Annotated in this window: 12 protein-coding genes; 1 reads left to right on the forward strand and 11 read right to left on the reverse strand. The window is 54.9% G+C overall.

Going from position 1 to position 13149, the window contains the following annotated elements; translation table 11 throughout:
• Positions 1-142 precede the first annotated feature (142 nt).
• The 11 genes from NL116_RS17955 to NL116_RS18005 form a co-directional block, all read right to left on the reverse strand.
• Positions 143-1561, reverse strand: a complete 1419-nt coding sequence (locus NL116_RS17955; protein WP_494373354.1) for an aldehyde dehydrogenase family protein — start codon at positions 1559-1561, stop codon at positions 143-145.
• Positions 1562-1585: 24 nt separating this feature from the next.
• Positions 1586-2791 carry an ISL3 family transposase gene (locus NL116_RS17960; protein ID WP_494373355.1) on the reverse strand — a complete coding sequence of 402 codons (1206 nt, stop codon included), beginning with the start codon at positions 2789-2791 and terminating at the stop codon, positions 1586-1588.
• A 98-nt stretch (positions 2792-2889) separates the two neighbouring features.
• On the reverse strand, positions 2890-3930 hold the full coding sequence (locus NL116_RS17965) for a homoserine dehydrogenase (RefSeq protein ID WP_494373356.1): 1041 nt from the start codon (positions 3928-3930) through the stop codon (positions 2890-2892).
• A 114-nt stretch (positions 3931-4044) separates the two neighbouring features.
• The gene (locus NL116_RS17970; RefSeq protein ID WP_020797502.1) at positions 4045-4482 is read right to left on the reverse strand and encodes an Lrp/AsnC family transcriptional regulator; all 438 of its coding nucleotides are present in this window, start codon (positions 4480-4482) and stop codon (positions 4045-4047) included.
• Positions 4479-5867, reverse strand: a complete 1389-nt coding sequence (thrC, locus tag NL116_RS17975) for a threonine synthase (RefSeq protein WP_494373357.1) — start codon at positions 5865-5867, stop codon at positions 4479-4481. The genes NL116_RS17970 and thrC overlap by 4 nt, the downstream gene beginning before the upstream one ends.
• Before the next feature lie 21 nt (positions 5868-5888).
• Positions 5889-6776, reverse strand: a complete 888-nt coding sequence (locus NL116_RS17980; protein WP_494373358.1) for a LysR substrate-binding domain-containing protein — start codon at positions 6774-6776, stop codon at positions 5889-5891.
• Positions 6777-6827: 51 nt separating this feature from the next.
• On the reverse strand, positions 6828-8264 hold the full coding sequence (locus NL116_RS17985) for an amino acid permease (protein WP_494373359.1): 1437 nt from the start codon (positions 8262-8264) through the stop codon (positions 6828-6830).
• Positions 8265-8400: 136 nt separating this feature from the next.
• The gene (locus NL116_RS17990; RefSeq protein WP_494373360.1) at positions 8401-9669 is read right to left on the reverse strand and encodes a cystathionine gamma-synthase family protein; all 1269 of its coding nucleotides are present in this window, start codon (positions 9667-9669) and stop codon (positions 8401-8403) included.
• 226 nt (positions 9670-9895) lie between these two features.
• Positions 9896-10228 carry an AarF/UbiB family protein gene (locus NL116_RS17995; RefSeq protein ID WP_494373361.1) on the reverse strand — a complete coding sequence of 111 codons (333 nt, stop codon included), beginning with the start codon at positions 10226-10228 and terminating at the stop codon, positions 9896-9898.
• 227 nt (positions 10229-10455) lie between these two features.
• The gene (locus NL116_RS18000) at positions 10456-11826 is read right to left on the reverse strand and encodes a heavy metal sensor histidine kinase (protein ID WP_494378090.1); all 1371 of its coding nucleotides are present in this window, start codon (positions 11824-11826) and stop codon (positions 10456-10458) included.
• Complete coding sequence (locus tag NL116_RS18005; RefSeq protein ID WP_494373362.1) at positions 11823-12494, reverse strand: heavy metal response regulator transcription factor; 672 nt, start codon at positions 12492-12494, stop codon at positions 11823-11825. Before NL116_RS18005 ends, NL116_RS18000 begins: the two co-directional genes overlap by 4 nt.
• A 150-nt stretch (positions 12495-12644) precedes the next feature.
• On the opposite strand from NL116_RS18005, the gene NL116_RS18010 reads away from it, so the two are divergent.
• The gene (locus NL116_RS18010; RefSeq protein ID WP_494373363.1) at positions 12645-13148 is read left to right on the forward strand and encodes a GlcG/HbpS family heme-binding protein; all 504 of its coding nucleotides are present in this window, start codon (positions 12645-12647) and stop codon (positions 13146-13148) included.
• Position 13149: the final 1 nt, after the last annotated feature.

Genomic DNA, 13149 nt, shown 5'->3' on the forward strand with positions numbered 1-13149 from the left:
GGTCGTTTTCGTTGAACTCCGTACTTGACTCTTCTTACCAGGCGCAGCGAGCGGGTCAGTCAGTGTCGAGGAAAAACATCGGGTGTCACGGAACGAGGGACTTCACCCGATGTAAGGGTCGACGGTAATTAGTCACGAATGCTCAACCCATTTCGTTGATGCAGATCACTTTGGGTTGCGTCATGTCTTCATAGGCAAACCGGACACCTTCTCGCCCCAGACTTCCGTACTTGAAGCCGCCGAAAGGCATGGCATCAAAACGATAATCGGAAGAGTCATTGATCATCACCCCACCGGCTTCCATTTTCCGCGCCAATTTCAACGCCCTAGAAAGATCACGTGTGAACACTCCCGCATGCAAGCTGTACTCTGGAGCGTTAGCCAGAGCAACGGCGTCATCCAAGTGGTCAAAAAGCTCCAAGATGACCACAGGCGCGAAGACTTCCTGCTGCCAAATCCGACTGTTATGGTTTACATGCTCTAGCACGGTCGGCGCATAGCTTCCCGCTTGGCGATGGTGTCCGCATAGGAGAAGAGCACCCTCGGCCAGCGCTTCATTTACCAATTGTTCGGTGCGACGAGCCGCTTGTTCCGTAATCATCGGGCCAACATCCGTTGCTCGCTGATCAGGATCGCCAAGCACCAATGCACGCGCTTGGCTGACAAAACGCTCACGAAAATCTTCGTAGATTGAACTATGTACGAGGATGCGCTGCGTGCCAATGCAGTTCTGCCCTGCTGCCCAGAAGGCACCCGATACGCAAGACTCTACGGTCGGTTCAAGATCACAGTCTTCGAGCACGAGAACCGGCGCATTCCCCCCTAGATCCATGGCCAGCTTCTTCAAGCCTGCACTTCGAGCAATGGCCTCTCCAGTGGCAAAACCACCCGTGAAAGAAATCATCCGCACTTCCCGCAGCTCCACCAAGGCTTTACCCAGATCGACTCCCCCGGTGGCCGGCGTTACCACACACGGAGGCAGACCCGCTTCTACCAAGCACTCAACGAGCTTGAGAGCAGACAGCGGCGCAAGTTCCGAGGGTTTCAAAATCACGGCATTGCCACCGGCGATAGCCGGGCCCAGTTTATGGGCAACCAGGTTCAGCGGATCATTGTACGGCGTGATCGCAACGATAAGCCCCAACGGCTCGCGAGTGAACCAACCTTGCCGTGACTCGGAGCCTTCATATGCCTCAAATGGAATCACTTCCCCGGCGTTACGACGCGCCTCTTCCGCCGACAGCTTTAGCGTGTTCACACAACGCTTCACTTCCTTCTCTGCCTGGCGCAGGGTTTTTCCTGCCTCTGCAACGATCAGTCTGGCGAACGCCTCAGCCTCGTGCTCTACACGTCGAGCTGCTTCCTCAAGGATGCGTGCACGCTGGTGACGAGGCATCGTCGCGCTCTCACGCACGCCGATACGCGCGCGCTCCAGCAAGCCAGGAACTGCGGCTGCATCAAGACAAGGAACGCGCCCGACCAAACGGCCATCGAATGGACTGAACACATCAATCTGTTTGGCTTCAACAAGCTGGATACTGGCCACGCTGGATACGCTCATGACGCTCTCCTTTTATTTGGTTCATCACGGATTACCGGGAAAGACGCTCTTGATCTTCATAAAGAAGAACTCGCTATCCCGGTAACCGTAAGCCATCCGCTTTATGACCTTTATTCGATTGTTTATTCCTTCCAACTGACCGGTGTGCATCGGCCAGCGAACCCGGCTCACGATGCCCCGCCAGTAAGCCTTTAGCCGTTTGGCAAACTGGATCAGAGCAGGTATTTCGCTTTCATGAGCATGGCGCAGCCATTGCTTCCATGCCGATCTCCAGCTCCAGGCAGTACTCGGCGTCCAGAGCGTTTTGAGTTCGGCCTTCATTAAATAGACCGTCATCAATGCCTGGTTAGCCGCCAGCAGATCCCCCAGGCGAACCTGTTGTTCCGGTGTTTTCAGGTTCTGCGGATTACGCAGAAGCAGCCATCGCGCCTGCTTGATGACCTTTCGGGCCGGTTTGTCATGACGCAGTCGATTGGCTTCGTCGACGCGCACCCGATCAATCACCTCTCGGCCATATTTGGCCACCACATGGAACAGGTCGTAGACCACGCGTGCTTGCGGGCAGTGCTGACGAACCTCCAGATCAAAAGCGGTATTCATGTCCATCGCCACCGCTTCGATGCGAGCGCAACCCTCTGGCCCCAGCTCTTCGAAAAATGGCCTGACCGCCGCCCGGCTGCGGCCTTCGCCGATCCACAGCACCCGCCGTGTATCCGCATCCAGGACAACGCTGGCATAACGATGACCTTTGAACAGTGCGAACTCGTCCATCACCAAACGTCTCGGTTGCGCCTTTGGCAAAATGCTCAATGCTGCTTGCAAGGCTCGACGCTCCAGCAACCGAACGGTCTCCCAATGCAGCCCAAACATCTGCGCCACGTGCAACGTGGGAAGGCGTTCACAGGCTTGAATGACCGCCTCTGCCAGACGACGTGTCATACGGGCATAGCGATCCAGCCAACTGACGGCCTCCATGCGTTTGCCGCAATCGCGGCAATCAACGCGCCGGAGCAAAACGCTCAGGCGCACCGCACGACCGAGAATGGGCAAATCACGAATGACTCGCTCGCAATACTCATGCGTGGTTGAACAGATTTTTTGGCAGCCGCCACAGGAAGGAAATCGAGTGGCGTGAGGAGTCAGATCGATCTGTAGGGCATCGCCATCAGGCTTGATGGTGACGACAGAAAAGCCCTCCCAAAAAGGAAGGAAAGTATTAATATCGCGCATAAGAACGCCGGTTTGTTAGATGTGTTTGCTCGCACGAACATCATCAATCAAATCGGCGTTCTTGTTTCTGTGTTTCCCGGGATTCCGTGAAGAACCTTTTATTTACCGTGTGCGGTATGGATGGCGACGATGTCCGACAGCAATGCGAAGGCCGTCTCGATACGCCCTGCCCCAGGCCCGGACACCGTGACAGCTCCAAGCAGATCGGTATTGAATGACACGGCATTCGTGGCGCCGGCAATACCTGCCAGAGGATGCGAATTCGGCAGCAGCCGGGCTTCCACACTCGCTCGAACCGAGCCATCGGCTTCACGATCGGCTGAGCCAATCAGTTTCCAGCTCGCGCCATTGGCACTTGCCTGAGCAATATCTTCCGCGCTGATATTGCTGATACCCGAACACGCTACATCGCTGACATTCAATCGTGCATTGAGCAGTTCATTGGCCAGGATCACTACCTTGAGGCGTACGTCAAACCCTTCCACATCGGCGGTTGGATCGGCCTCGGCGTAGCCGAGCTGTTGCGCTTGTACGACGGCATCCTTGAAGGCCAGGCCGTCTTTCATTTGGGTGAGCACGTAGTTGGAAGTGCCGTTCAGGATGCCTTTGAAGCCTCGTACGTTGGCACCCGCCAAGGCCTGCTTGGCCAGACGAATCACAGGGGTGCCACTCATCACCGCTCCCTCGTATTCAAAGGCGACCTGATTGCGACGGGCCAACGCCTTGAGCTCGGCACCGTGCAGCGCAACAGGCCCCTTATTGGTGGTCACTACATGAATGCCACTTTCCAGGGCCCAGCGGCAAAAGGTAGTGGCGGGCTCGCCATCCACCGGATTGGTGAAAGTGGCCTCAGCGATGATGTCTGCACCGGAATGCTTGATCACGGTTTCGTTGAAGGCCTCAGCATTGCCGCCGGGCAGTTGAGCGAGTGCACCTTTCTCAATCGGCAGCGCGACCAACTGCTTTGCATCCAGACCGTCTTTGGCAACGATGGAGCCGAGGAACAGATCCGTGACACCGACGATTTTAACAGTGAAGCCCAAAGACTCTTTCCACTCGGCATTACGCTCGGCGACCAATTGGGCGAAGCCCCGGTTCACGCCACCAAACCCTACCAAGGCAATTTTGTACTCAGTCATGAAAGGTGTTCCTTTATTGATTTTGTTCGATAGGAACATCCTAAGAGCCGAACGCTGGCAGTTGAATATGGCAGTCTGCTGTATTAGTTGGGCGTTTTGCCCAAGCGCGATCTTTTAAAACACCGCAGAAAGGACGAACGATGTCACGGTGTTTTCCACTCCTGACATGGCCGCGATTTCCTTCCACACGAGATGGACACGTTCAGGGGTGGCGGCATTCACGCGCAGCATTAAATCGAATTCACCACTGAGTACTTCGCATTGCACGACTTCGGGAATAGAGCGCAGCGCAGCCAGTACTTCTTCGCCACGCATGCGGTCGTAGCGGTAGACGAAGATCACCGCACTGATAAGCGACGTAGGCCGCCGCGACTCACCGAGAAGTACCGTATAGCCCTGGATCGCACCGTCGCGCTCAAGGCGTTCGATGCGCTGGCGCACAGCATTGCGCGACAAGTTGATCTTGGCACCCAGTTCGATATGGGCAATTCGGGCATTGGCGGTCAGTTCGGCCAGTATGCGTTCGTCCAACGGATCCAGAATGCGCTTCATGCAAGCCTCTGCCGCGCCAGAAGAAGAGCCTGGCACAGCCCCTCCAGATCGTCCTTGGCCAGGCAAGGTGGTTGCGCGCGCACCTCGACAGTGCTCGGAACGCTTGCTTGCCAGACACCCAGCTCTGCCAACAGCGCCGCCGACTTGGCCGGCGCAATTTGCCCGAAGGTGACCATTGGCGCCCCCAGGCTGCGTCGATGAAGCCGGCCGGCCAGTACACCAACAGCGGTGTGAGGATCGATGGCCGAGCCTGTCTCTCGGAACAGTTCGACCACCTCATCGCGCACCTGGGATTCGTCTACCGCATAGGAATCGAAGAGTACTCGGGCACGCAGCCATTGCTGATTGCCGATGCTCATTTCTCCGCAACTTTCAAAGTGCTCCATCAGCACCTTTGTAGAGCAGCCATCGTGCTCATAAATCTCCCAAATAAATCGCTCCAGGTTGGAAAACAACGAGAAGTCCATCGCCGGCGATACTGTTCGATTAGTCATCCGGGTGGAGTAGCGATTGCAATGAAAAAACTGGTGCAGGGCATCATTGCTGTTGGTGGAGATGATCACCTGATTGATGGGCAATCCCATTTTCTGCGCAATGAAACCGGCGTAGATCTCGGCCGAGCTGGCAGCTGGAATGCTAAAGCCAACGGGACGCGAGCCACCGCCCAGTTGCAACGCCGCATGGAAGTAAAAAACTATCTGGGCCAGGACGCCGATCCAATTGGTCGAGTTGAAACAGACCGGAATGACTGAATCCAACGGCCACTCACGCAAGAGTCGGGAGACCAGCGTCTGGCAATCATCGAAATTACCGTCAACCGGAAACAGCTGAACCCGCTGCGGGTCGGCTGCCTGCAAGGCACTGAGTTGCTCACGCGCAAGCCCGTCGCGCGGATACAATATCGCCATGCGGGTAGACGGGCAGTTTGCAAAGGCTTCAAGCGCAGCGAGGCCGGTATCACCATTCGTTGCACCGACCACCAACGCTTCTTTACCAACCTCCCCCAGAAAATGCTCGACCAGGCGCGACTGCAACTGCGCGGCGAAATCCTTGGAAGATTGGGTGGGGCCATGAAACAGCTGGAGTATCCACTCGTTATGCCCGATCTGCTCAAGCGGCGTAATAGCGCGGTGCTTGAATTGATGATAACTGTCGCGGAGCAAGGCACGGAGGGTGCTTTCGTCCATGGACGAGCCAACAAAGGGCGAGACTACCCGCCATACCAGCTCATCAAACGGCAGCCATGACCAACTGGTGATTTGTTGCTCCGTGAATAGCGGCAAACTGGTTGGGACATACAGGCCACCATTTTCGGCGAGGCCCGACAGAACCACACTGCGAAAATCCGCCCGCATGTCACCGCCGCGTGTGCTTACGTAATCCATGACCACTCCCAATCGGTATAACTAAAGGCGATGGGCTTGAGCCACCAGCCAGGTAGAAAAATTTGCGGCATCAGGCGATAGCACTTCGCTCTGTTCATGCACCAGATAAAAGGACTCGCTTGCCTCGATTCGGTGACTGAATGGCGCAACCAATTGCCCACTCTTGAGTAAATCCTCAACCACCGAAGACCGTGCTAGCGCAACGCCCTGCCCCAATTCGGCCATGCGGATCGTGGAAATCAGCGTGTCAAACTGAAGGCCTAGGGAATAGTCAACGTCGTCTGCTCCAACTCGCTTCAACCAGTAACCCCACCCTTCTTCGTAACCCAACACGTGAAGCAGGGAATGGTTCATCAAGTCGCGTGGCTCATGTATGGGTGAGCTGGCCATGAGCTTTGGGGAGCAAACTGGCTGAAGGATGTCCCAAGTCAATCGCTGGGCCTGCAAGCCCGACCACTGACCGCATCCCCAGCGAATCTCCAGGTCATCCTCGCCATCCGGTTCTTTCACCCAAATATTGCTGATATACCGAATATCAATCTGGGGATACTCCCGACAAAAATCTGCGAGCCGGGGGGCCAACCAATAGTGAAGAAAGGAAAGGCTGCCACGTACCTTCAAATGTCTTCGATTGTGCTGACCAAAAATTTCGTTTGTGCCGACTGCGAGGCGACTGATCGCGTCTTGTACGACAGGCAGATACGACTGCCCTTCTTCGGTCAAGCCAAGCCCTCGAGGCAAGCGCTTGAACAGCGCCACCCCGAGGTGACTTTCTAATTGACGGATCTGCTGACTCACAGCGCCTTGAGTCAAATGGAGTTCTTCCGCCGCGTGGGTAAAGTTCAAATAACGCGCCGATACTTCGAATGCCCTCAACCAATTCAAGGGTGGTAGTGACTTTTGGCTCATCGGCGCAACCTCATCAGGGCTTTATCTGTGCTCAATCATTGCCTGAGAAATTCACGCGGTGCCAGAGGAATGAGCAGTTGCGGCTAAAGCCAATCGCGCTGCTCTCTTGTTTCGAGTGATCCAGTAAACAAAATAACACCACGCGATAAAGGGAAGGCCGAAGTAAAGCGCCACTCGCTGCTCAGGATCAAAAGCGATACCCACACAGGCCAGCAGACAACACAACAGTGCACCGATAGGCACCCATGGATAGCCACGTACACGGAAATGAAGGTCTTCAACTCGTCCGCCATTAGCGACGTATTGACGACGGAACGCGATCTGGCTTGCGGCAATACTCATCCACACGACCACGACCGCCAAACCGGAAATGGACACCAAGGCTAAATAAACCGTATCAGGGGCAAGGACACTGCTGAGCAGGGACGCCACTGCACCCGCCATACTAAGAACAATGGCGTTCACCGGTGTGCCTCGACTGGAAAGCCTGGCGTAGCGCTTAGGCATATGTCCTTGATCGCTCAATGTCCACAGCATGCGCGAGGCTGCATACAGCCCCGAATTAGCGGCGGAAATCAGTGCCGTGAGAATGACAAAGTTCATAATGTCGGCAGAGTATGGGATGCCGATCAGCTCAAACACCATGACGAACGGACTTTCTACGAGCCCCGCTTGCTCCCGTGGCAGTAATGTCGCCAGGACGAAAATTGTACCTACGAAGAACAGCGCCAGACGTACCACTGTCGTGCGGATTGCCTTGGGCACACTTGTCTGTGGATCTTGCGCCTCACCGGCCGCAATCCCGATCAACTCTGTTCCGGAAAAGGCAAAGGAAACCGCGAGAAGCGTCATTGCAATGGGCAGGAACCCCGTTGGGAAAAGCCCTTCACGGGTGAAATTGGAAAGACCCGCACCCTGTAGATTCTGTACGTGTAAAAGACCGAAAATTGCCGCGCCGCCAATCGCAATGAACGTGATTACGGTCAGAACTTTAATCAGCGAGAGCCAGAACTCGGTCTCGGCAAACAACCGGACCGAAACAATGTTGCTCAAGAACACCGCAATGGCAAACAGCGCACTCCAGATCCACACCGGCGTGTCAGGAAACCATCGAACCATGAGAATGCCCGCCGCTGTAAACTCTGATCCGATAGCCACTGCCCATGTAAGCCAGTAAAGCCAGGCCACCGTATAACCTGTCCCAGGCCCCAGATATCGCGTTGCGTAGCTACTGAAAGATCCGGTTTCTGGCATTTGTACAGCCAACTCACCGAGACAGACCATGACGAGATACACCATCACTGCACCGATCATGTAAGCGATCACCGCACCGAGTGGCCCTGCCTGATTTACCGTGTAACCGGAGGTCAGGAATAACCCCGTACCGATCACACCGCCCAGTGCCAGCATAACGATATGGCGGGTCTGCATTTCCTTTTTAAAATGCGAGTCAGGATCGGGCTGTTTATCTTCTATATGCGTGGACATAGTTGTACTCTCATGAAATGTTTGGACAAACGCCTTGTAACTGACTTTTCGGCAGTACAATTTTGTTGTCACTGGATTTTATTATTTTCATTCTTCATGAAGGGCTTAAGATCAATATCGAAAGTCCTGCCCGTCGTCAGGCTCCTACCTCAATTAAACATTGCGCACTGTCAGCATGAAGTTTTGCATTACCTTGATTACTTCGCACTGAATCACAGGCTTGTTTTAGATCAGCCAATAAATCTGCTGAGTCTTCAATACCTACGGACACTCGAACCAAACCTTCGGAGATTCCAAGTGCCTGACGTTCTGCCAGGGTATTTTCCACGTGACTGGTTGTCCGTGCCGGCCCATAGATGGTCTCGACAGCGCCCAAATTACCCGCCCGATGCGCATATCTGAGCAGCGGGAGCAAACGAGTCACTGTGTCCATGCCTCCCTTCAGCACGAAGCTGACGATGGCGCCGAATCCGTTCATTTGCGAACGAGCGATGTCATGACCTGGATGTTGAGGCAACCCCGGATAGTTCACAGACTCGACCAGCGGTTCGGTACAGAGGTACTCGGCCAAAAGTTGTGCACTCGCCTGTTGCTGACGAAGACGCAGAGCCAGCGTCTTGATGCCGCGGATGATTAGATACGCCGAAAAAGGATCCAGCGAGGCCCCATTGATTTCGCGGTAATGGCGAACTTGAGACATCAAATGCTCAGCGCCGCACACGACACCGCCAAGCACATCACCATGACCCGACAGGAATTTGGTCGCGCTGTGCACAACCACATCAACGCCTAAAGCCAGCGGATTCTGATTCAGAGGCGTTGCGAATGTATTGTCCGCAACCACCAAAGCACCCACTCGCTTCGCCGCTGCCACAAGGCGCCGAATATCAACGATTTTCAACGTCGGGTTCGTGGGAGTTTCCAGGTACAGGACATTGCAGCCTTTCGCGATTTCCTGCTCAAGTGCCACGGTATCGAGCGTATCGCAAAGGGTTACTTCAACACCCATGCGTGGAAGAAATTCCTCAAAAATTTTGTTCGTACCACCGTAGCTGTCACGTGTAGATATCACACGCTGCCCATAGGATAGGAAGGTGTGTAAGACACCGCTGATTGCAGCCATTCCGGTACTGAAAGCGACAGCCGACTCTGCGTTTTCGAGCTCACAGAGTTTATCTTCCAAGACAGAGACTGTGGGGTTGCTCATCCGGCTATAAATGAAGCCAGGCTCCTTTCCCAACGCCACGTCATACCACTTATCGATATCGTCGTAGCCATAGGCAGCACTGACTACGATGGGAGTTTGGGTAGCGTTGTAGGGATGCTGAACTTGCTCCCCTCCCCAAACCACTCGTGTCCCCATACCAGCACCCTGGCTATGGCCGGGTTTTATTTTGTGATCCATAAGTCTATCTCGCATCGATGAAACACAGATGTGTTCCGAATGGGCTTGTGAGGACTATATGGAAGACTTGAACGTGTGAAAAATCATGTTATCTGGGGCTGAGGGGTGTTTTTTTTAATGGATGATCGATGGCAAAGAAGCGTGCTATGGGTTCTGCAATCCTTTTGAAATCGCAAGTTCAAGAAAAGCTACCGCCGTGAGTCTCTGAATTGAACAGTCTGCAGATTCAGCCAATGGAGATCACATGTGAAAAAGCCACTGATGAAAATGACGATCGAGGAATGGGATGGTGACGGCCGACGTCCTGCGCGGCATTGGTGATGGCGGCGCGGTCTTCATGCAGACCTGCAATCAGCAAGCGGCGATAAGCCTCGGTAGTGTTGCGGTCATAAAGTCGCGTGGCGCCGAAGTCCAACAACACCCTCCGGCCGGAGACTTGCTGATAACGGTAATTGGCAAAGTTAGGGTCGGTCTGCACACACTGAAACTCGAACACCCGATGCACATTGCCCGACGTCAACAGCCGTTCGCTGAGCGCCGGACGTTTGCCCGGAACCACTGCCGAGCACCTTCGGCTGACATGCCGCCCGCGACACCCGAGGCCAACGGCCTAAACGCATCAACCGCGATAAGCGGCTGCCAGGCGGGCAAGCTCGTAACCCGCAACAGCTGCCTGTCCTGCCGGAGGTGGGCAACCAAGCCGATCACCCACAGCAAGTAACCGAATGGCATTGGCAGTAACGTGGCAATCCAAGTAATAAGCGCAGGGATGACACTCCAGAGGGTTCAGCCGTTTATAAGCGGAAACTCCAAGTGAAAACTCGTACCTGCTTCAGTGCTATCAACGGTTACGCAACCGCCATGCAATTGCATAATCGAACGAACAATGGCCAACCCCAGCCCTCCAGAGTCGTCGGGCTGATTACGTGATGGGTCGCACCGGTAAAAGCGCTCAAACAATCGTGGCAGATGTTCGGCTGCAATCTGCTCGCCGTGGTTGTGCACCGTGATTTCGAGCGCGTCCTCCGAAATCTTGCTGCTGATCGTCACTGCAGAGGCGGGATTTGCGTAGCGCAGCGCATTAGCCAGCAAGTTGGCCAATGCTCGACGGATCAACCCTGGATCCCCCAGCAACTGATCCTGGGTCTGGTTTATCAGTTGCACATCTCGCTCTTGCGCCACGCCTTCGAAATACTCACATAGTTGCTCAATGAGATCGTGCAGGTTGATTTGCTCGAACTTTACGCAAGCGTTTGGCTGCTCGGTGCGGGCGAGAAACAGCATGCTGTCGATCATTCGCGCCAGCCTTTCATACTCTTCCTGATTGGAAACCAGCAAATTCTGATAGTCCTCGACAGAGCGACCGCGCCTAAGAGCTTGCTGGGTATGGCCCATCAGGTTGCCAAGCGGGGTTCGCATTTCATGGGCGAGGTCTTCCGAGAAGCGTGAAAGCTGGGCGAATCCGTCCTCAAGGCGTGCAAGCATCTGGTTGAGGGCATTACTGAGCAGTTTGAGCTCATTCAGTTCATTGAACTCGTCCAGTCGCAGATGCAGATGCTGCACATCGATTCCAGCGGCGCGCTTGGCCAGCAGGCGCACAGGGTGCAAGCCTCGTTGACTCACCCACCAGCCGAATGCGAAAGCCAACAGCGCGCCGACTGACATGGCCAGCCAGAGCTTGAGTCGGTAGGCACCCAGCATTTGGTCGCGCTCACTCAACAACTTGCCGGCGATCAGGGTCAAACCGCGATCGCCCTGCGTGACATCTTGCCAGGCAAGCCGCACTGGCTCGGAAGAGTGATCTTCAACCAGGTTAGCCTGGGGCGCAGCCGGCAACTTTGGAAACGCCATACCCACTGGGTTGATTTCGATCAACACCTTGCCGGTATCATCGACAATCCACAGCAGATTGTCGCGATTGCCCAACATGTTTTCGTAGAGCTTGGGTCGACCTTGCAGTTGCTCGATGCTGTCGCTATCGCTGATCAACGCTTGCATTCGCTCCAGGCGCCCCAGCAGGGCCTGATCATCGCGCCACGCAATCTCTCGCTGTAACGATTGATAAAGATAAAAACCAATGGAGCCCAGTAACGATGCGCTGACCAGCGCGAACATGATCGCCAGGCGCAGGCTCAGGGTACGCGGTAACAGTTTCAGGATTGCACCTCAAGCATGTAACCGATACCACGCACTGTATGTATCAACTTAAGGGAGTATGGATCGTCAACCTTGGCCCGCAGTCGGCGAATGGCGACATCCACCACATTGGTGTCACTGTCAAAGTTCATTTGCCAGATCTGTGAGGCAATCAACGAACGCGATAGCACCTCCCCTTCACGACTCAGCAGCAAGTGCAGTAGGGCGAATTCCTTGTTGGTCAGGGTGAGGCGCTCTCCATTGCGCGTTACCTTGCGTCGCAACAAGTCCAGGCTCAGGTCGCCAGCCACGAAATACTCAACCTCGCGAGGTGGGCCACGGCGCAGCAATGTGCGTACCCGTGCCAACAACTCGGCATAGGAAAAAGGCTTCACCAGATAATCATCTGCCCCCAACTCCAGCCCTTTGACCCGATCATCAACCGAATCACGTGCGGTGAGGAACAGTACCGGGGTCTGCCACTTACGCCGAATGATTTGCAGCAGTTGCCAGCCATCCAACCCCGGAAGCATGACATCCAGAATGATCAGATCGAACTCACTCTCCTGCGCTAGATGCTGACCGTCCAGCCCGTCAAGGGCGATCTCTACCGCATAGCCCGATTCACTCAGGGCTTTGCGCAGGTAATCCGCCATTTTCGTTTCATCTTCAACCACCAGGATACGCATTTTTTCCTCCAGGACTGGAGCACAGGCTAGCCCGCTTCGCTGATTTCTCACATTACATATTGGTAATCAGGAGGTAATCATTCTGACGGAGCGGGCTGGTCATGATGTCCGGCAATGACTCAGACAGACTCCACCCAACAAGGAAACAGCATGCGTACAAGCCTATCGACCTCACTGCTGATCACACTCGCAATGAGCTCTGCGTTCGCCGTTGCGGCCCCGGATCAGGTTGCGCAGCGCAGGGACGTGTCACTTGCAATGGCCAACGATTTGCTATCGGCCGCGCTGACGGCCTGTCACGCCGATGGCCGCACAGCGGTTGCCGCAGTTGTTGACCGAGGCGGCAATCTGGTTGCCCTGCAACGCGATGACAATGTCGGCCCGCACAACACCTTAGCCGCGCAACGCAAAGCCTATACCGCCCTGTCGACCAAGACTTCTACGCGGTTGCTAGCTGAACGCGCTCGCGCTCATCCAGATGCGGAAAATCTCAATACCCTTGATGAGTTGTTGCTGCTCGGTGGAGGCGTGCCATTGAAGTTCGATGGACAAGTCATAGGCGCTCTCGGGGTGGCCGGTGCGGGTGGCGCTGCACAGGATGAAAGTTGTGCAGAGGTCGCTATCAATAACGTTCTACCCGCCGTTAAAAACTAAG

The sequence above is a fragment of the Pseudomonas sp. FBCC-B1667 genome, assembly GCF_059133255.1.